The sequence below is a fragment of the Olsenella urininfantis genome, from assembly GCF_900155635.1.
Lineage (GTDB): Bacteria > Actinomycetota > Coriobacteriia > Coriobacteriales > Atopobiaceae > Olsenella_G > Olsenella_G urininfantis.
Genome location: NZ_LT732540.1, coordinates 1,093,308 through 1,116,692 on the forward strand (window position 1 = coordinate 1,093,308; position 23,385 = coordinate 1,116,692).

Sequence of the window (23,385 nt, forward strand, 5' to 3'; positions counted from 1 at the left end):
GGCGCCCTACAGCAGAGACTTCCGCCGTAGAGCGCCTTCGTTTTACCTGCGAAAACGCAAGGATGCTCTACAGCAGAGCCTCCTGCTGTAGAGCATCAAACTCGCTAGGTGCATTGTGGGCGTCACATCGCCCCGAGCATCAGCTGCCCCTAGAGCACGTGGACGTCCTCGGAGCTGAAGTTGATGAACGCCCTTGCGCCGGCCTCGTAGACCTTCTTGTTCTTGGGGTTGAACTCGGTGATCTTGACCAGGTGCCCGCCGCACTGGGCCTGGTAGTTCTGGTAGTGGCCCATGAAGCGCGAGAGGGTCACCTCGCAGGGAATGACGCCTTCGTCCTCGACGTGCACGGACTCGGGCCTCAGCACCAGCGTGACGTCATCGCCGGCGACGTGCCCGTTGACGTCACCCACGCGGATGCGCTGCCCCTCGATCACCACGGTGCCCGCCTGCCCGTCAACCTCGGCGAGCTTGCCGCGCAGGAAGTTGGACTCGCCGATGAAGTCGGCGACGAACTCGTCCACCGGACGGTAGTAGATCTCCTTGGGACTGCCGATCTGGTCGACCAGGCCCTTCTTCATGACGATGATGCGGTCGGAGAGCGCCATAGCCTCGGACTGGTCGTGCGTGACGTAGACGGCCGTGATGCCCGCCTCCTGCTGGATGCGGCGAATCTCGGTGCGCATGTCCACGCGCAGCTTGGCGTCCAGGTTGGAGAGGGGCTCGTCGAAGAGCAGCACGCCGGGCTCCAGCACAAGGGCGCGCGCCAGGGCGACGCGCTGCTGCTGGCCACCGGAGAGCTGGTTGGTCATGCGGTCCTCCATGCCCTCCAGGCCCACCAGGCCCAGGATGTGGGTGACCTTCTCCTTGATCGTCTGCTTGTCAAGCTTGCGCAGCTTCAGGCCGTAGGCGACGTTGTCGAAGATGTTGTAGTGCGGGAGCAGCGCGTAGCTCTGGAAGACCATGGCCGTGTCGCGCTTGTTGGGCGTGAGGGCGTTGATGGCCTCGTTGCCCAGGTAGATGTCGCCCTCGTCGGGGCTCTCGAAGCCGGCGATCATGCGCAGGATGGTGGTCTTGCCACAGCCCGAGGGGCCCAGCAGCGTCACGAACTCGCCTGGCTCGATGTTGATGTTGGCGTCATGGACCGCATAGAAGTCCTTGCCGGTCTTGGGGTCCTGGTAGATCTTGGAGATGTGCTCCAGGCGGACGCCCTTCTTCTCCTTGGCCATCGTCTAGTCCTCCTCAGCAGACGTGATCTTTGCGCTGGTACCAAAGTGCTTGATGGCAACGTTCATGAGCAGAACGGCACCGTAGGTTATGGCAATCAGGACGGTCGCGAACGCGCAGGCGACGCCATAGGCGCCCTTCTCGGCGAACTCGTTGATCTGCACCGTGATGAGCAGGAACTGCGGCGTCACGAGCAGGATGATGGCGGAGATGGCCGTGATGGAGCGGACGAACGCCGTCACGAGCCCCGAGAGGAACGAGTCCTTGATCAGGGGCAGAGTGACCGTCATGAAGACCTCGAAGGAGTTGGCGCCCATGTCGTAGGCGGACTCCTCGATGGACTTGTCTATCTGGCGCAGGGCCGAGACGCCCGAGCGAGTGCCTGTGGGCAGCGAGCGCACGATGAAGACGATGATCAGGATGGCGCCGGTGCCGTAGAGGCCCTGCAGCAGGCCCGAGTGGAAGAGTCCGCCGGAGAAGCCGCGGATGTAGCCAACGCCCAGGACGGTGCCGGGGACGGCCATGGCAAGCATGGAGACGGCCTCGATGAAGCCCTTGCTGCGGAAGCTGCGCTTGACCACAAGATAGGAGATGATCATGGACAGCAGCGCCGTGATGGGGCTGGCCACAAGCGACAACAGGAAGGAGTCGCGGAAGGCCTGGAAGCCATGGTGCATGGTGAACATCTGCTTGAACCACTTGGTGGTGAGGCTGAAGTCATAGCCCCAGGTCTTGAAGAGGGCTCCAAAGGGCACGCAGATGTACATCATCACGACGAAGAGCGCGATGGCGGTGCAGAGCACGGAGAGCGGTATGCGCACGGAGTTGTCCGTGATCAGCATGCGCGCACGGCTGGCCTTGCCCGTGAGCGTCGCCGTGGACTTCGCCTCCAGCACGTACTTCTGGACCACGAACATGAGCAGCGTGATGAAGAGCAGCACCACTGCCATGGCAGCGGCGCCCTGCTTGTCATAGGCACCCGTGATCTGCAGGTAGATGGAGGTTGCCAGCGTGTCGTAGGAGCCGCCGATCAGCATGGGGTTGGCGAAGTCGGCGATGGACTCGATGAAGGTGACCAGAAACGCATTACCCAGGCCGGGCAGGATCAGGGGCAGGGTGACGCTGGTGAAGACCTTCCAGCGAGAGGCTCCCATGTCGCGCGCGGCCTCCTCCAGCGAGGGGTCGATGTTCTTGAGCAGGCCCTTGAACATCATGTAGCACACCGGGAAGAAGGTCAGCGTCTGCACCAGGGCGATGCCCCAGAAGCCATAGACGTTGTTGTCGTATATGCCCAGGAGGTAGCGCGTGACGATGCCCGACTTGCCGAAGAGCATGATGACCGAGAGGGACAGGACGAACGGGGGCGAGACCACGGGCAGCATGGAGACCAGCTTGAACAGGCCGCTCATGAAGCCCGTCCTGAGCTGGACGTACTCCTCCACGTATGCGAACAGAAGGCCGATGAGGGCCGCGACGACGCCTACGAAGAAGCCCACCTTGAGCGTGTTGCCGATGGCCTTGTCGAAGGAAGGCATGGAAAGGACGCGCTTGAAGATGTCGAGCGTCGGGCCATGCTCGCCCACGATGCTGTCCACCATCAGGATGGCCAGCGGATACAGGATGAACAGCGTCAGGAACGCGATCAGCACGGCGATGGTCCCCACAAGAATGGGGTCGGCCATCAGCTTCTTGCGATCGAGCTGGGCGCTTTGGTTCTTTGCCATATCTCCCCTCCCTACTGCATGCACCACATCTCACATCAAACCGGGTGGATGGAACGCCCATCCACCCGGCCTTGGGTCAGAACTTGAGGCGGTCCGTCGATGGACCCGCCAATTTTAGCCTACGCGAGGGGCTACTCGGTCTGGAAGCGGCTGGAGTCGCCAGTGTTGGCGCCGGAGCTGGCAAGGGCCTCCATGACGTCCTTGACGTAGGTCTCGGTGTTGGCCTTTGCGTCCTCGAAGTCGTACTTGATCACGTTGTTGGGATCAAGGCCGTACTCGGTGGCAACCTCGGGCTGCTTGGCGTCGTCGAGGACCAGGAACTGGTAGGCACCAACCTCCTGCGCGCGCTCGACGCAGGCGGGAGACAGGGCATACTCGACCCAGAGCTTGGCGGCCTTGGGGTGCTTGGCACCCTTGAAGATGGCGGTGGCGCCAACCTCGTAGGAGGTGCCGGAGGAAGGAATGGCCATGCCGATGTTGCCGTAGCCGTTGTCCTCGATCTGGAAGATGGCGTCATGCAGGAAGCCGATGCCGACGGTGCACTCGCCGGTGCCCACGTTCTTGGAGGGGCCGGAGCCGCTCTTGGTGTAGACGGAGATGTTCTTGTCGAGGTCGACGAGGTACTTGAGGCCCTCGTCGTGACCGCGCATCTGAATGACGGTGTTCAGCACGAGCTTGGCGGTGCCTGCCGTGTTGTAGTTGGAGAGCCAGATCAGGCCCCGGTACTTGGGATCGGTGAGGTCGTTCCAGTCCTTGGGGGCCTCGAGGCCCTTGCGCTCGAGGTCGTCCTTGTTGAAGAAGAAGCCCAGGATGCCCTTGTAGATGCCGTACCACTGGCCGCTCGCGTCCTTGAACTCGGGCGCAACCAGGTGAGATGCGTTCTTTGCCTCGTAGGGCTCCAGGATGCCCTTGGTGACCGCGACGTTGTAGGGGTCGGTGGTGCCACCGAACCAGACGTCGGCGGAGGGGTTGCCCGCCTCCTCCTCGACCTTGGACTCGACCTCGCCGGTGGAGAGGCGCTGGAAGGAGGTCTTGATGCCGAAGAGCTTCTGGAAGTTCTCGCAGCAAGCGGCCACGTGGGCCTCCTCGCAGGAACCGTAGACGACGAGCTCGCCGTCCTCCTTTGCTGCGTCGATGATCTCCTGGGACGCGACGCGCTCGAGGCCGCTGTCTCCGCTGCCCTCGGTCGTCGCGGACTCGGAACCCTTGCCCGAGCAGCCTGCCAGGCCTATGGTCGCGGCCAGGGCGGCGCTGGTACCAAGAAAGCCCCTACGAGTAATGCTTGCCATGTCTACTTCCCTTTCTCCACGAAGCGGGGTGCACCCGCACATAAAGCTGCATCGTCACAGGTCATCTGCCTGCAACAATTTCCTCAAATTTATGCAAAGAGCGAATGCCTTGCACAAGTAATCGACAGACGGTATCTCGGAGGGTTTGGGTTGACATTTTCATTCAGTTGGGGAACTGCGCCTTATTCCTGAGCAGGGCGGCTGAAGTAGGCGAGCGCTATGGCCCCTGGCCCCGCATGGGTCCCCACGGTCGAGCCCATGGAGACCACGGGAAGGTCTTCCACCTTGCCCTCCCAGACCTCGCGGCTGTCCCTCAGGTACTTCTGCAGCAGCGCCGAGCTGAGCCCCGTGTAGCCGACCCCGATGGGCATCGTGAAGTCGATGCCCCCGGAATGCTCGATCTGCTCGTTGAGGAGGTTGCGCCCGTTCCTGGACCCGCGCGCCTTGCCAAGCAGGACCACCCTGCCATCCTGGGCGGCAATGACCGGCTTGACGGAGAGCATGGCGCCTATGCCCGCCGACACAGACGAGATGCGTCCGCCACGCCTCAGGTACTCGAGGGTGTCCAGCAACGCTATGAGCACCACGTCGTCCTTCTTTTCCTCGAGGGCGGCCACCAGGTCGCCTGCGCTCGCGCCAGCAGAGAGGAGCCTGGCGGCGTACTGCACCAGGATGCGCTCCCCCATGCTCACGCTGCGCGTGTCCACCACCCTGACGCGCCCGCCGAAGGCCTTGGCGGCGGCGCAGGCGCTCTGGTGGCTGCCCGAGAGCTCTCCCGAGATGGAGACGATCACCGCCTCGTCGTCCGGTTCCAGAACCTCATCCAGGATCTTGGAGTAGACGAAGGGCGTCACCTGACCCGTGGAGGGCAGGGCGTCGGATTCCACCAGCATCTCGTAGAAGCGCTGGTGGGAGAGGTCCACGCCATCGTGATAGGTCCTCTCGCCGAAGCTGATGGACATGGGCGCGACGCTCACGCCCTCGATCTCGCCCTGGGCTATGTCCGACGCGGAGTCGGTGATGATCTTGACTGCCATGGGGATTCCTTCCTGGCTCCTAGCTGGTGATGCCCTCTAGGTTGGCGTGTATTGCCCACAGCGCCCGGTACATGGCCGCACGGTCCTGTGCCGAGACGCCCTCGCAGGCCCGACCCACCACCTCGAGGATGACCTGGTTGGCCTCTCGGGTCACGGCAAGGCCCTTGTCCGTGAGGGAGAGCCTCCTGCCCCAGCGCTGGGCGCCCTCCCCCTCGGGGCCGACGAGGCCCTGGCGCTCGAGGCGTGCCACGCAGCGAGAGACGGCCGCGCGGTCTATGCCCACCTGACGCGAGAGCTCCGACGCGGTGAGCCCGCCCTGGCCCACGGCTCCCTCCAGGTAGTGGAGGCACATCACGTCAGTGCCCTTGAGCCCAAAGCGGCGCATCTCCTGGGCCTTGATGCGACGCACCTCCTTGCCCACCGCCGCGATGGCGGAGACGAAGTTCTCGAACTGGCTGCCCATGTGCCGCGATGGCTCCCCTCAAAGGATTGCTGGCGCAAGTTGTTGACCAATCAACAATAGCCGAAATCTTGTTGATTGGTCAACAAGAGCGGGCGGAAATGCATGCATTTTGACCAGTCGGACAAGCTGGGGCATGCACTACACTTGCCCTCAGCGACAATCCCCCCTTCACGAGCGAGGAAATCACCTTGACCACGCGCGCCCACGCAAAGATCGAAGAGACCGAGAAGAGCTCCGTTGCGGCCAGGAGGCGCACGGCCATCGCCGCAGTGGCTGCGCTTGCGCTCCTGCTTGCCTGCTATGGCGTGGGCTGCCTGCACTACGCGCACCACTTCGTCCCCGGCACCAGCGTCAACGGGGTGGACGCCTCGGGACTCAGCGAGGAGGACCTCTCCCTGCGCCTGCAGGAGGCCGCCGCCGCGTGGAGCTGCAAGGTGAGCGGCGACGGGTTGGACCTCAGCGTGAGCTCGTCGGACGTGGACCTCACGGTGGATGCCGCCGGGGCCGCCAGGCAGCTGCGCCAGGAGGCGGAGCCAGCCCGCTGGCCGCTCGACCTCGTCTCCCCCACCAGGAGGGAGCTCGAGCTGGCAAGCTTCGACGCCGAGAAACTCTCTGCCCTGGTGGCCTCCGCCTGCGCCAAGGCAAACGCGGAGGCCACGCAGCCCCAGGACGCCTACGCAAGCCTGGACGCCCAGACGGGACGCTTCGTCGCCCGGGAGAGCCAGCTGGGAAGCGCCGTCGAGCCCTCCGCCGTGGAGGCACGCGTCTCCGAGGGCGCACGCAGGCTCTCCGCCAGCTGCGAGCTGGGCGATGCGGAGCTGGTGCAGCCAGCGACAAGGGTAGATAGCCCGGAGCTCCTGGCGGCGATAGAGCGCGCGAACAGCATGCTCGCCCTTGAGATCCCCCTCGTGCGCGAGGGGTCTGAGGTGGCGCGCGTGGGCGGCGAGACGCTCGCGAAGTGGGTGAGCATCGATTCGTCCCAGCAGGTCAACGTGGATGGGACCGCAATAGAGCGGTGGGCGGAGGGCTCGCTTGCCGCAAGCGCCGCCCACTCGAACGAGGTCTACGACTGGGAGCTGGACGTGCCGGCCTGCGCCCAGCAGCTCGCGGGCGCCATCTCGAACGTGAGCGCCGCGCCGGTGGAGCTGCCCATGGAAGTGGTGGACGAGAGGCCCCCGGAGTCTGAGGGCGCACGCGAGCTTGGCCGCCACATCGACATAAACCTGGACACCCAGTACGCCCGCTTCTATGACGGCGACGGAAAGGTGATCTGGCGCAGCTACATCGTCTCGGGCAAGGTTGCCGAGGGACGCTCCACCCCCACGGGCACCTTCAGCATCAACGCCAAGCAGACCGACCAAAGGCTGGTGGGCGCGGACGAGGACGAGGACGGCAAGCCCGACTACGTCAGTCCCGTGAGGTATTGGATGCCCTTCCTGGGAGGCGAGTACGGCCTGCACGACGCCAGCTGGCGCGCCTACTTTGGTGGCAGCATCTACTACTACAACGGCAGCCATGGCTGCGTGAACCTTCCCAGCGAGAAGGCAGAGGAGCTCTTTGGCCTGGTGAACGTGGGAGACAAGGTCCACATCCACTGGTAGGAGACCCGCAGGCGGCGGGGAGGGCCCCGCCTAGAGCAGCGCCCTCAGGTCCCTGAGCGCACACTCCACCTGACCGACGGCCTCCTCCACCTCATCGCGGGCGTCCATGATCTTCTTCTGCACGAAGATGTCCGCAATGGCGTTGTCAAGGAAGAAGTCGGCGAAGCTCAGCCAGCCGTCTATCTCCACCTGCGGCAGAAGGAAGCCGCGGACGTCCCTGACCTCGCGGGCAAAGACGGACAGGTCCTGGGCAGCGCGCCTCAGCTGCGAGCGCGCGTCGTCCAGGCGCGAGTGCTTGATCATGGTGGTGATGAGCCCGCCGCCCAGGATGTCGAACATGCCCCAGTTGCTCGCGCTCTTCAGGCAGGACTGGGCCTCCAAGAGGCTCGAGAGGGCCTTCTCGCCCGCCCGCAGGGCCTCCTCCACCTCACGCCTGCTGTCATAGGCATAACCTGCCATGAGCCCCTCCCTGTGCCATGGGGACGCATTCCCCGTCTTAACGCTTGCAAGAAGGATAGGCGATGCGCGACCGTTACCGGCACCCGCGCTAATAGGAGACGCTGCACTCCATGCCCAGCCCACGAACGCGAGCGCAGATGGCGTCCAGCTCGACGGGCGCAAGCTTCTGCAGCCCCTGGGTGGGAACGTCTCGGGCAAGGGTGTAGACCATGACGGAGCGCGGGGAGATGCGTCTGAGCGCATCGACCCAAAGTCCCAGGTAAGGCTCCCGAGAGTTGTCGAAGCGCCCTTCGGGGAGCTCGCCGCGCAAAAAGAGGGTCTGCACGATGACCTTGCCGCCGAAGGAGGACAGGCCCTCTATGGTCCGCTCGAGGTCGTACCCAGCGGCAGGCTGGTCTATGAGCTCCACCAGGTGGGGGTCGGCCGCGTCAAGCTTCTGGATGTTGTCGTCCAGGCGCAGCAGGGCATCGCGGACCTCCCGCACGTGCGCCCTGGTCCCGTTTGAGAGGACTGCCACGCGCGCCTGGGGGCACATGCGCTCCCGAAGTTCCAGAACGTCATCGACCACCTGGGGAAACTCAGGGTTCAAGGTGGGCTCCCCGTTACCGGCGAGCGTGATCGAGTCGGGCTCCTCGCCCTCCTCGGCCATCTGGGCAAGCTTCTGCTCGAGGGCTAAGCGGATGTCGCTGGCGCGTGGGAAGGGGGAGGCCGTGCGCCTCTCGGCGTTCCTGCCGTTCTCGCAGTAGATGCAGTCGAAGCTGCAGCGCTTGCCGTCGGCAGGGTTCAGGTTCACGCCCAGAGAGACGCCCAGGCGGCGGCTGCGCACGGGCCCGAACACATACGCCGGATTGAGAAACGTAGACACGCGGCCTCCCCCACGCCTGCCCTTAGAGCAGGGACTTGACGCACTCCTCCACCTTGTCCATGTTAGCCGTGGGCTCGAAGCGCGCAACCACGTTGCCGGAACGGTCGATGACGAACTTGGTGAAGTTCCACTTGATGTCGGGGTTGCTCTTGTAGTCGGAGTCGATGGACTTGAGCAGGGCGGACATAGCCAGCGCCTTGGGGCCGTGGCCGAAGCCCTCGAAGCCCCTCTGGCTCTTGAGCCAGGCGTAGAGGGGCAGCTCGTTCTCTCCGTTGACCTCGGACTTGGTCATCTGGGGGAACTGCGTGCCGTAGTTGAGGGTGCAGAACTCATGAATCTCGTCGTCGGTGCCGGGGGTCTGGCCCTTGAACTGGTTGCAGGGAATGTCCAGGATCTCGAGACCCTGCTCATGGTAGCTCTCGTACATCTTCTCGAGCGGCTCGTAGTGGGGGGTGAAGCCGCAGCCCGTGGCGGTGTTCACCACCACGACGACCTTGCCCCTGAAGCTGTCCATCTTGATGTCGTTGCCCTGCGGGTCCCTGACGCTGTAGTCGTAAAAGCCCATGTCGTCCTCCTCTTGGGTGCGTACGGTCCCTTGGCCGTATTTAAATAGCGCACTATTTTATTGTAAGCAACTTTTATAGCCGGCACAGAGACTTCACGAAAGAGGCGCGGCGAGGGCGTCTCCCGGTGCCCCGCCGCCGGAGCAAGGCCTCCCCGCTGGAGCAGAGGCCGGGGTGGTATTTCCATCGCGAGAGCAGGGTTCGGGGTGAAAGCGGATCGAAGATGCCGAGAAAGGCACCCCGAACTCGCTTCTCGCGACAAGGGCAGGGCGTGCGGCCTATGGCCGCGCGGACCGAGAGGAGCCGGGCGTGACCACACGCGCGGGCACCCCCACCACCGTGGCACCCGCGGGGACGTCGCCGACCACCACGGCGCCTGCGCCCACCTTTGCGCCGTCACCCACGAAGATGTCCCCCAGCAGCACGGCACGGGCGCCCACCATCACGCCATTGCCTAGGCTGGGATGCCTCTTGCCCCCATGATGCCCGGTCATTCCCAGGGTTACCCCCTGGTAGACCATGCAATCGTCGCCGATCACGGAGGTGGCGCCGATGACCACCCCCATGCCGTGGTCTATCACGAAGCGCCTGCCAATGGCGGCGGCGGGGTGTATCTCTACCCCATAGCGCCTGCGTGCGCGGCGAGAGACCCACAGCGCCAGCTGCCGGCGGCCCTTGAGCCAGAGCCAGTGGGACGCGCGGAAGGCCCAGACGGCATGGAGCCCCGGCGAGAAGAGCGCCAGCTCTCGCGCGCTGCTGGCGCTGGGGTCGCGCTCGAGCAGGGCATGGGCATCCTCGCGCATGCGCGTCAGGGGGTTTGGGGCGTCGTCGTCCGTGGGGGTCATCTTCATCTCCATCCGTGAGGCCCTCCGCGCTTCGCAGGTCTTGCCGGGCCCTAGAGCTCCAGCGAGAGGTAGCGCTCTCCCGTGTCGGGGAGCACCGCCACAATGATCTTGCCCGCGTACTCGGCACGTCGGGCCAGCGCCATGGCGGCCGCCACCGCGGCGCCAGAGGAGATGCCGACCAGCAGGCCAAACTCCCGTGCCAGCCTCTTCTTGACGTCAACGCTCTCGCGGGTGGTCACCGTCAGCACCTCGTCCACCACGCGCGCGTCGTAGTTCTTGGGCACAAATCCTGCCCCTATGCCCTGGATGCCGTGCGAGCCGCTGGCGCCGCCCGAGAGGACCGGGCTCTCGGCGGGCTCGACGGCAACCGCGCGGACGCCAGGCTTGCGCTCCTTGAGGTAGCGTGCCGTGCCCGATATGGTGCCACCCGTGCCCACGCCGGCAACGATGGCGTCCACGCCCCCCTCGCTGGCAGACCAGATCTCGGGGCCTGTGGTCCGGTAGTGCGCGAGGGGGTTGGCGGGGTTCTCGAACTGCCCGGCGATGATGGACCCCGAAAGCTGGACATGAAGCTCCTCCGCCCGCGCGATGGCGCCCCTCATGCCCCCGCTGCCGTNCAACCGCGCGGACGCCAGGCTTGCGCTCCTTGAGGTAGCGTGCCGTGCCCGATATGGTGCCACCCGTGCCCACGCCGGCAACGATGGCGTCCACGCCCCCCTCGCTGGCAGACCAGATCTCGGGGCCTGTGGTCCGGTAGTGCGCGAGGGGGTTGGCGGGGTTCTCGAACTGCCCGGCGATGATGGACCCCGAAAGCTGGACATGAAGCTCCTCCGCCCGCGCGATGGCGCCCCTCATGCCCCCGCTGCCGTCCGTGAGCTCGATCTGAGCCCCGTAGCTCGCGGCAAGGCGGCGCCTCTCGACGGACATGGTCTCGGGCATCACGAGGATCATGCGATAGCCGCGGGCCGCGCTGAGCATGGCCAGTCCCACCCCGGTGTTTCCGGAGGTGGGCTCTATGACCGTGCCGCCAGGCCTGAGGCTGCCATCGGCCTCGGCCGCGTCCAGCATGGATCGCGCCACGCGGTCCTTCACCGAACCGCCTGGATTGTGCGCCTCGTACTTGCCCAGGATGCGGGTGCTGCCACCCACCAGGCCAGAGAGGTCGACGAGGGGAGTGTTGCCAATGAGGGCCTCGGTCTTCTGTGCGTAGTTCATTTCTTCCTCCTCAGGATGTCTTTCTACATGGACGCGCGATTCTCTCGGCGCATGAAAAAACGGGCGGGAACGCTCCTGCGTCCCCGCCCGACTGTCTGCAAAGCCCGAAATCAGAGATTTCGGCTGATGGGCATGCGCCTAGGCGCAATCATCCCAACAGCAGGTCGAGAGGGACAGCTTGCCCAGACAGCAACAGCACGCGCATGCGTTCCTGTGCGTCATCTCAGGCATTGCCCCTCCCCTCTTCCTTGAGTGCCACCGCCGAGTCGCTGGCGTGGCAAATTCCTAGCTTGCTTGTAGGTATTCAAGCACTCTGGGCCTGGGAGTCAAGGCAGAATCCAAAAAAATGAGAATATGGCGCGCTTCCATCAAGGGATGCCATTGCTCCGCCAGCGGTCGCGCCGGGCCCGGCTGCATTCCATGGGCTATGCTCGTGTGTCACATTGAGAAAAGCTCGCTGCAAGAGAGGCGTCACACCATGCTCAGATCGTTCTTGTCCATAGCCCATGAGTGGAGCATCCACGCCGTGTTCTTCAGGCTGGTCCTTGCGACCCTGGTGGGAACCATCATCGGCATGGAGCGCGAGTACCGCAACAAGGATGCCGGCGTGAAGACCCACGTGCTGGTCTGCATCGGCGCCGCCATGACCGTCATAGTCAACGAGTACATCTTCCAGCTCTACCCCAACAGCAACATCGACATCACGCGCATCGGCGCGCAGGTGGTGAGCGGCGTTGGCTTCTTGGGCGTGGGAACCATCCTGGTAACGGGAAAGAACGAGGTGCGCGGCCTCACCACCGCCGCGGGGCTTTGGGCCTGCGCCTGCATAGGGCTTGCGGCAGGGGCGGGCTTCGTCGAGGGGACCGTCCTGGCCATGATCTTCGTGGTCTTCACCTTCATGGTGCTCTCGCGCATCGACCACTACGTGCGCCACAACGCCAAGTCCTTCGACCTCTACATAGAGTTCGAGGACCGGTCGGGCGTGAAGCAGCTGCTCAAGGTCCTGCACACCTGGGAGTGCAGCTACCACAGCTTCGTCCTCATGAAGGGCGAGGCGTCCGAGATGGGCACGGCGGCCACGCTGACCATAGAGATCCCGGCCACGCTGCACAAGACGCCCTTCATCGAGGCGATACAGGCGCTGGACTTCGTGAGCTTCGTGGACGAGATGTGACGCGGCCCAGGGCCGAGGCGCCTAGCCCAGCGTGACGGCGTCCGCCTCGTCTATCTGGACGTTCGTGCCGTAGAAGGCCGCAAGGGCCTGAAGCGCCCAGGCGGTGTCCCGCACGCCTGCGGTCTCGAAGGAGCTGTGCATGGCAAGCTGCGGGAGCCCCATGTCCACCGCATGCATGCTCATCTGCATGTTGGAGAGGTTGCCCAAGGTGGAGCCGCCCGCAGAGTCGCTGCGATTGGCAAAGGCCTGCACGGGCACGCCCGCGTCCGCGCAGATGGCCGCGAACAAGGAGCGGCTGAAGGCATCGGTGGTATACGCCTGGTTGGCGGCCTCCTTCACCACGATGCCCTGGTTGAGCCAAGCATGGTTCTCGTCGTCGGTGAGCTCTGGGTGGTTTGGGTGCACGGCATGGGCGTTGTCGCAGCTCACCATGAAGGAGCGCGCCTGAGCGCGCAGGTAGTCCTCGTTGCCGCCCCCCAGCCCCAGGCAGACGCGCAGCAGGACGTCACGCAGGAAGGTGGAGAGCGCGCCCTGCTTGGTGCCCGAGCCCACCTCCTCGTTGTCGAAGCAGGCAAGCACGGAGACGGTCCTGGGGTTCTCGGACGCGAGCAGGGCCTCAAGGGAGACGAAGGCGCACTGGAGGTCGTCCAGCTTCGGGGAGGAGACGAACTCCCTCTCGGCTCCCCAGACCAGACCGGGCTGTCGGTTGGTGAGGAAGAGGTCGCGACCAAGGACCTGCTCGGGAGAAACGCCCAGATCGTCGGCAATTAGAGCGTCCAAGGCGCCCCTCTTGAGCTCGCCCGCCGAGAGGAGTGGGCAGAGGTCCACCTGACGGTTGAACGCCATGCCCTTGTTGACATCGCGGTTCATGTGTATGGCAACGCTGGGGATGAGAAGAAGGTCACGGTCTGGGGCAAACAGGCGGCTGACGACGCGCGAGCCCTCGCGCACCAGGACGCGGCCCGCCAGCGAGAGGGGCCTGTCCAGCCAGCTGCCGTCTATCCCTCCCCCGTAGGCCTCCACGTTGAGCCTCAGGTACCCTCCCGGGCCAGCAAGCTCCCCCACGCTCTTCACCTTGAAGCTCGGCGAGTCTCCGTGAGAGGCACAGATCTGGAAATGGCAGGAGCGCGCATCCACCTCCTCGCCGATCCTGAAGGCAAGGGTGCTGGAGTTGTTGCGCAGCACATAGTAGGAGCGTCCTGGCTCAAGCCGCCAACCCTCGGACTCCCTCAGGCGCGTGAAGCCCGCGGCCTCAAGCCGCTGGGAAAGATTGTGCGCCGTGTGAAACATGCTGGGGCTCTCGCCAATGAAGTCGAGCAGCTCGCCCGAAATCCTTAGGTCGTCCATGGACTCCTCCTCCGTCTGGGGTGCACACCGATGGTAGAGCATCGGGGGATAATCGTGCGCGCAGGCGGCCTTGGCCGCCTGAAGCCCTACACTGTCTCTCACCAACGACGTTCCCGTTTGGAGGAAAGCCCCCATGAACCTTGCCCAGGCCCTTGAGCACGCAAGCGCCTTCGTCTTCCCTGGCTTCATCGCGGACGACGCAACCCTCAAGGCCGAGCGCGAGAAGAACGAGGAGGCCATCAGCCTGCTTCTGGACGCATGGTCAAGCGCCCCCGCGGGAAGCGCCCCCTTCTCCTTCGATTTGGTGCGAAACCTTGCCGACCGCAACCGCAGCAGCTGCGACAGCTACGGCACCGAGCGCCTGAGGGACCTCCCTCCCACCACGCTCGCGCGCAGGCTCTCGGACGAGGACCACATCCGGGCCGTGGCGGCGCTTCAGCACCGCAGCTACGAGGAGGTTGCCAAGACCGCGGGCCCCACCTGCACGGACCTGGGCATCGCATACGTGGAGGCACCCGTGTCCGGCATGGTGGTGGGCATCGACATCGAGACCACCGACCGAGACCCCGCGCGCGGCTACATCATCAACGTGGGCCTGGAGTTTCTGGAGCTGGGCCCCACATCGAAGCCCCAGCATCCCTACAGCGGCTACTGCGGCATTCCCCAGATGTACGCCGAGAAGGGCGTTCCCCTTGACTTCGTGCACCACATCAGCTGGTCCGACCTTGAGGGGAAGACGCCTCTGCGCGAGAACCCGCAGATGCAGAAGGCGATCCTGGCGGCCCTCGAGCTCTGCCCCTTCATGGCGCACAACGCGGCCTTCGAGGACTCCTGGTTCATGCTGCACCTGGACGGGTATGCCGAGGCGCGCAAGGCCGGCAGGATCGTGGTGGTTGACACCCGCGAGATCTGCCGCCGCATAGACCCGGAGTATCGCACCCTCCCCCATGACTCGCGCCCCGCCGCGCTCGAGAGCTGGGCCAGGAGGCGCGCCACGCTTGCCGCGAACGAGAAGGAGCGGCACCTGGGCCTTGAGGACGTCGACCTCATGTTCCGTACCGTCCAGGCCGAGTTTGCCGAGAGGAACATGTTCTCGGCGTAGGGCCGAGGCGGCACCAGGCGCACGCGAGAGGGGCCGGGGGCGACGTTTCGCCCCCGGCCCCCGGCCTTGGTGCCTTGTCGTGCGCGCGGCGCAGGGGAGTCTCTCCCCGCACCGCAACGCACCCTTTGCCCTACATGAGCCTCGTGACGTTCCTGGCAAACGCGATGGGGTCATCGACCTGCAGCCCCTCCACCAGAAGCGCCTGGTCGAAGAGCAGCGAGGCGTAGAGGTCCAGGCGCTCCTCGTCTCCCGCCTCCTGTGCGGCCACCAGCTTCGCGAAGACGGGGTGCGCCGCGTTGAGCTGCAGCACGCGCTGGGCCTTGGGGGCGCGGTCCGCCTCGGGGCCCTGGCTCATGACGCGCTCCATCTCGAGCGAGACCGGACCCTCGGCAGCGAGTGAGGCGGGGGCGTCTCCCAGCCCTGCGGCAACGCGCACGGAGCCCACCTTCTCGCCTAGGGAGGACTTGAGGGCCTCGAAGAGCTCCCTGTGGTCGGCCGTCGCCCGCTCCGCCTCCTTCTTCTCCTCGTCGCTCGCCAGGTCGAGGTCTGCGGACGAGACGTTCTGGAGCTCCAGGTCGCGAGGCTCGCGGCCATCGCCCTCGGAGTCTCCCGACGTGCCCTCGTCGTGCCAGCTGCGCAGGGCCTGGAGCATGAACTCGTCCACGTCCTGGGTGCAGAGAAGCACGTCGAAGCCATGGTCGAGCGCGGCGCGGACCGCCGGGACCTGCTCCATGCGCTCGCGCGACTCGCCGGCGGCGTAGTAGATCTTGTCCTGGCCCTCGGGCATGCCCTGGGCGTACTCGGCGAGGGTCAGCATCCTGCCCTCGCGCGCCGACCAGAAGAGCAGCAGGTCCGCAAGGTCGGACTTGGAGCCAAAGGAGTTGTAGATGCCAAACTTGAGCACGCGACCGAAGTTCTCGAAGAACCTCTCGAAGGCGTCGCGGTCGTTGTCGCGCATGGACTTGAGCTCCGAGAGGACCTTCTTCTCCACACGACGGGCAATGGCGCGCAGCTGGGAGTTCTGCTGCAGGGTCTCTCGGCTGATGTTGAGCGTGACGTCGGGGCTGTCCACCACGCCGCGCACGAAGCTGAGGTAGTCGGGCAGGAGGTCTGCGCACTTCTCCTGGATGAGGACGTTCGAGGAGTAGAGCGCAAGGCCCTTCTCGAAGTCCTTGCTGTAGAGGTCGAACGGCTGCTGAGCGGGAATGAAGAGCAGGGCGTCGTAGGAGAGGGCGCCCTCCGCATGAAAGCCGATGGTGCGCGCGGGCGCCACCCAGTCATGGAAGCTCGACTGGTAGAACTCGTCGTAGTCCTTCTGCTCGACCTCGCTTGCGCGCCTCTTCCAGATGGGGGTCATGGAGTTGATGGTCTCGAGCTCCTCGTAGTCCTCGTACTCGGGCTTGTAGTCCTCGGGCGCATCCTCCGGCCTGGGCTTCTGGCGGCTCTTGGTGACCATCATCTGGACGGGGTGACGAACATAGTTGGAGTACTGGCGCACCAGCTCCTTGAGTCCCCACTCCGAGAGGAAGCGATCCGTGTCCTCGTCCTCGTCACTGGGGCGCAGGAAGAGCGTGACCGCGGTGCCGTGCTCTCCCACGGCCGCGCAGTCCTCGTCCGATGCGGGCTCGATGCTGTAGCCGCTCACGCCGTCGGACTCCCAGACGAAGGCGGAGCTGGCCCCCAGGGCGCGGCTCACCACACGCACGCGCCCCGCCACCATGAAGGCGGAGTAGAAGCCCACGCCAAACTGGCCGATGATGTCGATGTCACCGGGCTGGGAGCCGGCGTTCTCCGCCTTGAACTGCTCGGAGCCGGAGTGCGCGATGGTTCCCAGGTTCTGGTCCAGCTCCTGCTCGCCCATACCGATGCCGTTGTCGCTCACCGTGATGGTGCGCGCGTCCTTGTCGAAGGACAGGCGAATGGCCAGCTCGTCTGCGCCGGGCGCAAGCTCGGGGTTGGTCAGGCTCTGAAAGCTGAGCTTGTCGATGGCATCCGAGGCGTTTGAGACGAGCTCGCGCAGGAAGATCTCCTTGTTGGTGTAGATCGAGTTGATCATGAGGTCCAGGAGCTTCTTGCTCTCGGTCTTGAACTGCTTCATGGGTTTGAACCGTCACCTTCCCAATTCAGGCGGGCACATGGCCCGCAGACACGACCCTATGCCCCTCGTTGTACCCGAGAGGCGCGCGGACAAACGCCGCAGCAGAGAAAACCTACTACTTAGACGCTTAGATTTCCAGAGCGGACCTAGCGCAGCCCCTCCACGGCGATCCAGTCGGTGCCCTCCTTGAGATGGGCGCGGGCGAGCGAGAAGCCCGCCTCCAGGAGCAGGTCCTCGTGCTGTGACGGGGTGAGCACCGTGAGGCTGCGCCTCCTGATGTTGTCGAGCACCTCCTGGGCAAGGCCGTCCTTCTGGTAGACGTCCGCAACGAGCAGGAAGCGCCCGCCCGGCTTGAGCACGCGGGCGACCTCGGCCAGGTTTGCCACGGGGTCGGGCCAGAAGTAGAAGCTCTCCACCGTGGTCACCACGTCGAAGCTGGCGTCGGCGAAGGGCAGGGCCTCGACCGAGGCCTGCCGCACCTCCATGCGCCCGGAGGCGATGCCTGCGGCGTTGAGCTCGCGCGACTGCGCGCAGGAGACCTCTGAGTAGTCCACGCCCACAACGGTGCCAGAGCCCTTGCCCATGCGCTGGGAGATGCGCCCCATGGTGGCCCCTCCTCCGCAGCCCACATCCAGAACCCTCTGGTCTGGTGAGAAGCTCAGCAGGTCAAGAGCCCAGTTGGTGACCTCCTCGTGGCTGCGGTTCATGCGCTCCAGCATGAGCGCCCCGCACTCCCCCTGGGGCTTGGCGGGGTTTCCCGCCTCGGTGATCTGGGCCTCGCTCAACGGCCTGGTGTTGGCGGAATCGGTCATGGCTAATCCTCTCTGTGCTGCTACGCTTCTGTTCAGTGATACCCCAGAGAAGGAGGTCCTGATGCCCACGCGCGTGGCACTCATCGCAATAATCGTGGAACGTCCCGAGTCCGTGGAAGAGCTCAACGGGCTCCTGCACGAGCACGCGCCCTACATCGTGGGAAGGATGGGCCTCCCCTACCCCAAGCGCGCCGTATCCATCATAAGCGTGGCCGTGGATGCCCCGCAGGACGTGATATCCGCCCTGGCGGGCCGGCTGGGCAGCATAGAGGGCGTGAGCGCAAAGACCGCCTACTCCAAGCTCTTCTCTGAGGAGTGAGCCGGCGGGCCCTCCCGCAGACGCAGAACGCGCGCAGAGAGCAGTGCCGGGTCCTGGGGAAGGTGGGAGGCCACAAGCAGGGTGCGCCCTCCCAGGTGGTCCAGCACGAACGCCGCAGCGCGGCGGTGCGCCTCCTCGTCCAGCGCCGAGAACGGCTCGTCCAGGATGACTGCGGCTGAGGGATGGGCCAGGGCGCGCGCCAGCTCGATGCGGCGGCGCTGTCCTCCCGAAAGCTCGGACGCGCGCAGCGCAAGGGCCTCCGGGGCAAGGAGCTCCAGCAGCAGGGCCCGCACCGCGTCCCTTGCGAGCCAGGGCGCCGCAAGACGGACGTTCTCCTCGGCCGTGAGCTGCTCCAGCAGGCGCACGTCCTGGTAGACCGCCGATGCGCCAGGGCCCGCCTGCACGCTGCCCGAAAGGGGCGGCAAGGCACCCGCCAGCGCCGAGAGCAGCGTGGTCTTGCCCACACCGGATGGCCCCATGACCACCGTGCGCGAGCCCGCGGAAAGGTCGAGGGACACGCCCTCCAACACCACCGCGCCGTCGTACGCGAGGGTGGCCCCATCGAGCGAGAGCTCGCAGGGCGCGCAGGAGGGCGCCTCCGCACACCTTGGGCCGAGGCGCAGGGCGAGCCTCGGCGCCAGCCGGCCCGTCGCCTCCAGCGCCAGGAGGAAGGCCCTCTCGCAGGCAAGCGAGAGCAGGACCACCACCAGCGTCCAGGCAAAGACGTCAGTGGTCTCGAGCAGGAGCTTGGCCTGGTAGATGCGCTCCCCTATGCTTCCGACGGGCGTCCCCACCAGCTCTGCGGCAACACCCGCCTTCCATGCCATACCGCAGGCGCTGCGGGAGGCCGCCAGCAGGTACGGCAGGGACTCTCCCCACTGCTGGAGCAGCAGCCGGCGAAACGGCCCCACGCCAAAGCCGCGCAGCATCTCGTCCGTGCGCGCATCCACGTTGTCCAGCCCCTCGAGCAGGGCGAAGTAGAGGGGTGGGAAGACCGCGAGGAGGACGGCGATGCCCGAGACCGCGCGCGAGCCCACCCAGATGAGCAGGAGGACGATGACGCAGACGATGGGCACGCCCTTGAGGGCGACCAGCAGGGGCTCCAGCAGCGTGCGAAGCATGCGGCTGCGGTGAGCCGCAAGCCCCAGTGCGAGAGCGAGCAGGAAGGAGAGCGCAAACCCCCCCGCAACGCGGACGAGAGAGAACGACGCAAGAGGCCAGAAGCCGGGGGCAAGAGCGAGCTGGCCAGCGCGCACAAGTACCGCAAGAGGCGCCGGGAGCAGGAGCGTGCTTCCAAGCGCCACGCTTGCGAGCTGCCAGAGCAGCAGCCAGACGCAGGCGGGCGCAAGCGCCCCCAGGACAGGACGCCCCCCTTGGAGAGAAAGAACCGGCAAGGGGCTAGCCCTGGTGGTAGAAGTCGTCGCCGGGAAGCGAGCCGCCCACGGAGGCCGCGTTGGCATCAAGGAGCGTCTGAAGGTAGCCCGAGAGGGCGTCCTTCATCTCCCTGCCCTCGACGCAGACCAGATGGCAGGCCGGAATCGCCGCGGCGGCGATGTCCTCGCTGTCCAGGATGCCTGCCGAGACCACCAGGGGCGCCACGTCCCTCGGGTGGGCGTTGGCCGCCTCGACGGAGAGGGCCTGCTCGTCCATGAACTCCCGGACTGCCGAGGGATGCGCGGAGAGCACCTCGTTGCGCACGATGGTGACGCCCTGCACCAGCTGGGACCCGTCGTCCGAGAGCTTGTCCCAGGCCTCGCTCAGGTCAACGGCCGCGCGCAGGGAGGGAAACTTTGACAGGGCCACGGTGACGAAGGGCTGAGGGAGGACCGCCACGGCAGATCCCGTGGAATCCGCGGCCAGGGTGGCCACCACCTCGGTTGCCTCGCTCAGGAACTCCAGGGTGACGTCATTGGCGACGCCTGCCTTGCCCAGCAGGTAGTTCATGGCGAACTCGGGGCTTGCGCCCTTGCCCGCCAGGTACACCGTGCGGCCCGCAAGGTCCGTCAGGTCATTGACCGAATCGTCGGCCGTGACAACCGAGAGCACGCCCAGGGTGTTGATGTTGATGACGGAGACGGAGGCGTTGGTCTTGGCATAGAGCACCGCGGCGGCGTTGGCTGGCACGAGCGCGATGTCGAAGCCGCCCTGGGCTATGGCGGGGATGACCTCGTCGGGAGAGCCGGCAACGGTGAACTCGAGATCGTTTCGCAGCATGCCCTTCTGCGCCTTGTCCATGAGGGAGGCGATGCCCATGGAGGTGGGGCCCTTGAGGGAGGCGACCTTCAGGCTCGCCCTCCCCTCGTCCCGGGTGGAGGTGGGGGGCTGCCCGGAGCCAGTGATGGCGCAGCCAGCAAGGCCCAGGCCAAGGCCAAGGCCTGAGAAGAGGAGGCTGCGGCGGCTGATGAGCGGGGAGTTCTCGTGCGTCATGTGACAACACCTTCCTGTCATGCGCCGGAGACACGACCGGCGCCTTCCAAAATCAGGCGTACGATGTCAAAGATGACAGAACTTAGACGCGCCATCAAGGGCGCAGGCAACCGTAATTCCCTCACAAGCCTCGTTTACACTTGCCCCCTGTCAGGCTTCTGGAACGGGGGGTAAGGCACGCATGAGGGCGGTCGGAGAGCACAGGCGGAACAAGCTGCGTACACGCGTGGAGGCCAAGCGGGCACGGAAGCGATCGAACAACAAGTACCCCTTCCTGGACCTGGACTTCGTGGATGAGGAGCCCCTGGGCCTGCGCGAGAGAATCCTCTACGGCCTGGGCGCCATGGGATGCGTGGTCCTTGCCATCATCGGCGCGATCTTCCCGGTGCTCCCGGCAATCCCCTTCTGGATCCTGGCCGTCATCTGCCTCTCCCACAGCTTCCCAGGCTTCGGGCGCTTCGTGCGCGAAAGCCGGCTCTACAAGTGGCTCATCGCCAAGCTCAACGAGCCCGAGAAGAAGGCGAGGCGGCCCGTCATGAGACGTGCCGAGAAGGACTCCATCATGACCAGGGTGTCCGTGGCGGTCCTCGTGCTGATTGCCGCAAACCTCGGGATAAGCCATCTTGTGGCGGTGCCCAGGCTCGTGAAGTGGGCCGTGGGCGCGCTCGCGTCCGTCGTGTGGGTTGCCAGCTGGTTCTGCCTCTACCTCTACGTGCGCGAGCCCGAGGCGACCATCAGGCCCGGCCGCTAGACCTTGCCGGCAAATCCAGGAAGTTGGCGCAGGAGGCGGACCAGGGCCACGGAGCCAAGGACCCCCAACGCAAACACCAACAGCTGCAGGGCCAGCACGCCAGCCGCGCCCGCGCCCGCCGCGACGCCCGCAAGCGGCCCCACACGCACCAGGAGGTGCGCGAAGAGGGGGTGCAGCAGGTAGATGCCGAAGCTGTAGCCGGCAAGCCAGCCCACCCAGGAGAGGCCGCCCTGGGCCGGAAGGTCCAGGCGCCGGCTTGCCAGAACGAAGGCAGCCGCCCCGAAGGGCAGCGCGAGGCCCCTCTCCGGGAGCGCCGCATCAACCACATCCTGCCAGCTCAGCGCCAGCATTGCCGCAAGCGCGAGGGCGCCGAGCGCCAGCACGGTGCGATAGGTGCGCACGTCGTCTGCGGGAAGCTCGGAAAGGACGTTACCAGCCAGGTAGTACGGCAGGGGAAAGCCCCAGGACGCCCACGCGGACAGGTGGCCCTCCGGCGCAAGGGCGGGCAGGACGCAGAGGCATCCCCAGAGCGCAAGCAGCAGGAGCAGCTTCCCGCGCCGTTCCAGCCGGCCAAGGAGCGCCCTGAGGGGCAGGGTGAGCGCGTAGAGGCCCAAGGTGGCGTAGAGGTACCAGAGATGGTCCCAGGACTGAGCGAGCAGGACGCGTGACAGCGCGGCGGCCAGCAGCTCCGGAAGCGGTAACGAGCCGGCATAGGCCAGCTCCATGAGGGCGAAGGCGTATCCCAGCGTCAGGAGCACGAAGGCGATGCGCCACAGATGGCGGGCGACCTTGGCTGCGTCCACATCTCGACGAGGGTCCAGCATGAGGGCACCGCTCACCATGAAGAAGACGGGCACGGCCCAGCGCGCCAGGGGCACCGCCAGCAGCGACTCGGCAGAGATGAGACCTCCCGCGGCAGCGGCGAGCGGCTCGCTCAGCTCGCACTCCCGCACCACGTGCAGGGCGACGACCGCCAGGGCCCCCAGGGCGCGCAGCCACTGGTAGAACCAGACGGTCTTGCGCCCTGGGGCACCCTGGGCCAACGCGGCACCGTCCGAGGCGGCGTCCATGCCGTTCGCGTCGCTACTCATCCCGCTCGCTGTCGGCGATGAATTCCGTCACCTCATCCCAGCTGGGCATGGCCTTCTGCGCCCCAAGCCTGGTGACGCACAGGGCGGCGGCTGCGGTTCCCACGCGCATCCCCTGGAAGCGGTCCTTGCCCAGCGCAAGGCTTGCCACGAGCCCTCCCAGATAGGCGTCGCCGGCACCCGTGGAGTCAACGGCGTCCACGCCGTAGGCGGCAACCGAGAGCATGCGACCGTCCTCGCCGAGCGTGACTGAGCCCTGCTTGCCCAGGGTGATGATGGTGGCGCCAATGCCGCGGGAGGCGAAGTGCTCCAGCGCCCTCTGTATGGCGGCGTAGTCAAAGGCGCCGTCCTCCACAGCCAGGGAGATCCCGCTGAGCTCCTCGCACTCGATGGAGTTGACGCAGAGCAGGTCAAGGGACGACGCCACCTCGTCGGGAATGGGAACGGCAGGGGCGGCGTTCAGCACGGTGTAGAGGCCGTTGCGCTTCGCGCAGAGCAGGGCCTGCATCGTGACCTCTGGGTCGCACTCGAGCTGGGTGAGGAAGATGTTGCCGTTCTGCTTGAAGCCGTGGATCGCCGCACGCACCTCGTCGTAGCTGATGGCCTGGTTGGCACCGGGGTCAAAAACGATTCGCGCGTCACCGGCGGCCCGCAGGATGACGGCGGCACCGGTCTCCTCTCGGGCAGTGACGCTCACGTTTGCCGTGGACACGCCATGCCTCGTGAGGTTGGCGACGAGGACGCGGCCGAAGGCGTCGTTGCCCACCTTGCCAACCATGAAGGTGTCCACGCCCATGCGAGCACAGGCAACCGCCTGGTTGCCACCCTTGCCACCCGGGGTGGTGACGTAGGAGTCGCCCCTGACCGTCTCGCCCCTGCGCGGCACGCGCGCGCACTCGACGGACATGTCCATGTTCAGGCTGCCGAAGACGATGACCTTCTTGATGTCTGTGTCTGCCAACGCACACGCTCCTCTCGATGT

At 65.8% G+C, this 23,385-nt stretch carries 22 protein-coding genes and 1 pseudogene; 5 read left to right on the top strand and 18 right to left on the bottom strand.

What is annotated here, in order from left to right; translation table 11 throughout:
- Positions 1–149: 149 nt before the first annotated feature.
- The 5 genes from CZ375_RS05075 to CZ375_RS05095 all read right to left on the bottom strand — a co-directional run bounded on the left by CZ375_RS05075 (position 150) and on the right by CZ375_RS05095 (position 5,737).
- On the bottom strand, positions 150–1,226 hold the full coding sequence (locus CZ375_RS05075) for an ABC transporter ATP-binding protein (RefSeq protein WP_077598192.1): 1,077 nt from the start codon (positions 1,224–1,226) through the stop codon (positions 150–152).
- A 3-nt stretch (positions 1,227–1,229) separates the two neighbouring features.
- Positions 1,230–2,948 carry an ABC transporter permease gene (locus CZ375_RS05080; RefSeq protein WP_077598193.1) on the bottom strand — a complete coding sequence of 573 codons (1,719 nt, stop codon included), beginning with the start codon at positions 2,946–2,948 and terminating at the stop codon, positions 1,230–1,232.
- A 131-nt stretch (positions 2,949–3,079) separates the two neighbouring features.
- Positions 3,080–4,237 (bottom strand): extracellular solute-binding protein, encoded by a 1,158-nt coding sequence (locus tag CZ375_RS05085; protein ID WP_077598194.1) that lies wholly within the window; start codon positions 4,235–4,237, stop codon positions 3,080–3,082.
- Positions 4,238–4,419: 182 nt separating this feature from the next.
- Positions 4,420–5,274: a DegV family protein gene (locus CZ375_RS05090; protein ID WP_077598195.1), complete on the bottom strand. Its 855-nt coding sequence runs from the start codon at positions 5,272–5,274 to the stop codon at positions 4,420–4,422.
- Between the two features lie 19 nt (positions 5,275–5,293).
- On the bottom strand, positions 5,294–5,737 hold the full coding sequence (locus CZ375_RS05095) for a MarR family winged helix-turn-helix transcriptional regulator (protein WP_077598196.1): 444 nt from the start codon (positions 5,735–5,737) through the stop codon (positions 5,294–5,296).
- Between the two features lie 188 nt (positions 5,738–5,925).
- On the opposite strand from CZ375_RS05095, the gene CZ375_RS05100 reads away from it, so the two are divergent.
- Complete coding sequence (locus tag CZ375_RS05100) at positions 5,926–7,338, top strand: L,D-transpeptidase (protein ID WP_077598197.1); 1,413 nt, start codon at positions 5,926–5,928, stop codon at positions 7,336–7,338.
- A 30-nt stretch (positions 7,339–7,368) separates the two neighbouring features.
- Here the strand turns inward: CZ375_RS05100 and CZ375_RS05105 are convergent, their stop codons facing one another.
- The 6 genes and pseudogenes from CZ375_RS05105 to CZ375_RS05130 form a co-directional block, all read right to left on the bottom strand.
- Entirely contained in the window at positions 7,369–7,797 is a 429-nt protein-coding gene (locus tag CZ375_RS05105) for a hypothetical protein (protein WP_077598198.1), read from the bottom strand.
- Between the two features lie 88 nt (positions 7,798–7,885).
- Complete coding sequence (locus CZ375_RS05110) at positions 7,886–8,662, bottom strand: radical SAM protein (RefSeq protein ID WP_077598199.1); 777 nt, start codon at positions 8,660–8,662, stop codon at positions 7,886–7,888.
- Positions 8,663–8,684: 22 nt separating this feature from the next.
- Positions 8,685–9,227, bottom strand: a complete 543-nt coding sequence (locus CZ375_RS05115; protein ID WP_077598200.1) for a glutathione peroxidase — start codon at positions 9,225–9,227, stop codon at positions 8,685–8,687.
- A gap of 276 nt (positions 9,228–9,503) precedes the next feature.
- Entirely contained in the window at positions 9,504–10,082 is a 579-nt protein-coding gene (gene cysE, locus CZ375_RS05120; protein ID WP_077598201.1) for a serine O-acetyltransferase, read from the bottom strand.
- A 38-nt stretch (positions 10,083–10,120) separates the two neighbouring features.
- The gene (locus CZ375_RS05125; RefSeq protein ID WP_077598760.1) at positions 10,121–10,672 is read right to left on the bottom strand and encodes a PLP-dependent cysteine synthase family protein; all 552 of its coding nucleotides are present in this window, start codon (positions 10,670–10,672) and stop codon (positions 10,121–10,123) included.
- 73 nt (positions 10,673–10,745) lie between these two features.
- Positions 10,746–11,285 (bottom strand): annotated as a pseudogene (locus tag CZ375_RS05130) (PLP-dependent cysteine synthase family protein); the annotation flags it as partial.
- A 478-nt stretch (positions 11,286–11,763) separates the two neighbouring features.
- Here CZ375_RS05130 and CZ375_RS05135 point away from each other — a divergent pair.
- Positions 11,764–12,459, top strand: a complete 696-nt coding sequence (locus tag CZ375_RS05135) for an MgtC/SapB family protein (RefSeq protein ID WP_077598202.1) — start codon at positions 11,764–11,766, stop codon at positions 12,457–12,459.
- 21 nt (positions 12,460–12,480) lie between these two features.
- On the opposite strand, the gene CZ375_RS05140 is transcribed toward CZ375_RS05135, so the two are convergent.
- Positions 12,481–13,806, bottom strand: coding sequence for a M18 family aminopeptidase (locus CZ375_RS05140; protein WP_077598203.1), 1,326 nt, complete (start codon positions 13,804–13,806; stop codon positions 12,481–12,483).
- Between the two features lie 133 nt (positions 13,807–13,939).
- On the opposite strand from CZ375_RS05140, the gene CZ375_RS05145 reads away from it, so the two are divergent.
- On the top strand, positions 13,940–14,908 hold the full coding sequence (locus CZ375_RS05145) for a 3'-5' exonuclease (protein ID WP_077598204.1): 969 nt from the start codon (positions 13,940–13,942) through the stop codon (positions 14,906–14,908).
- Between the two features lie 130 nt (positions 14,909–15,038).
- Here the strand turns inward: CZ375_RS05145 and htpG are convergent, their stop codons facing one another.
- A complete protein-coding gene (htpG, locus tag CZ375_RS05150; protein ID WP_077598205.1) occupies positions 15,039–17,006 on the bottom strand; it encodes a molecular chaperone HtpG in 1,968 nt (655 codons plus the stop codon).
- Between the two features lie 146 nt (positions 17,007–17,152).
- The gene (locus CZ375_RS05155) at positions 17,153–17,818 is read right to left on the bottom strand and encodes a class I SAM-dependent methyltransferase (RefSeq protein ID WP_077598206.1); all 666 of its coding nucleotides are present in this window, start codon (positions 17,816–17,818) and stop codon (positions 17,153–17,155) included.
- A 61-nt stretch (positions 17,819–17,879) separates the two neighbouring features.
- On the opposite strand from CZ375_RS05155, the gene CZ375_RS05160 reads away from it, so the two are divergent.
- A complete protein-coding gene (locus tag CZ375_RS05160) occupies positions 17,880–18,137 on the top strand; it encodes a TM1266 family iron-only hydrogenase system putative regulator (protein ID WP_077598207.1) in 258 nt (85 codons plus the stop codon).
- Here CZ375_RS05160 and CZ375_RS05165 read toward each other — a convergent pair.
- Both CZ375_RS05165 and CZ375_RS05170 read right to left on the bottom strand, forming a co-directional pair.
- Complete coding sequence (locus CZ375_RS05165) at positions 18,110–19,531, bottom strand: ATP-binding cassette domain-containing protein (protein WP_159438373.1); 1,422 nt, start codon at positions 19,529–19,531, stop codon at positions 18,110–18,112. The two genes, CZ375_RS05160 and CZ375_RS05165, sit on opposite strands and share 28 nt — an antisense overlap.
- Before the next feature lie 4 nt (positions 19,532–19,535).
- Complete coding sequence (locus CZ375_RS05170) at positions 19,536–20,564, bottom strand: ABC transporter substrate-binding protein (protein ID WP_077598209.1); 1,029 nt, start codon at positions 20,562–20,564, stop codon at positions 19,536–19,538.
- A gap of 181 nt (positions 20,565–20,745) precedes the next feature.
- Between CZ375_RS05170 and CZ375_RS05175 the strand changes: the two genes are divergently transcribed.
- Positions 20,746–21,315 (top strand): DUF454 family protein, encoded by a 570-nt coding sequence (locus tag CZ375_RS05175; protein ID WP_077598210.1) that lies wholly within the window; start codon positions 20,746–20,748, stop codon positions 21,313–21,315.
- On the opposite strand, the gene CZ375_RS05180 is transcribed toward CZ375_RS05175, so the two are convergent.
- A complete protein-coding gene (locus CZ375_RS05180) occupies positions 21,312–22,406 on the bottom strand; it encodes an acyltransferase (RefSeq protein ID WP_077598211.1) in 1,095 nt (364 codons plus the stop codon). The two genes, CZ375_RS05175 and CZ375_RS05180, sit on opposite strands and share 4 nt — an antisense overlap.
- A complete protein-coding gene (locus CZ375_RS05185; RefSeq protein WP_234966887.1) occupies positions 22,399–23,364 on the bottom strand; it encodes a ribokinase in 966 nt (321 codons plus the stop codon). The genes CZ375_RS05180 and CZ375_RS05185 overlap by 8 nt, the downstream gene beginning before the upstream one ends.
- Between the last annotated feature and the right edge of the window lie 21 nt (positions 23,365–23,385).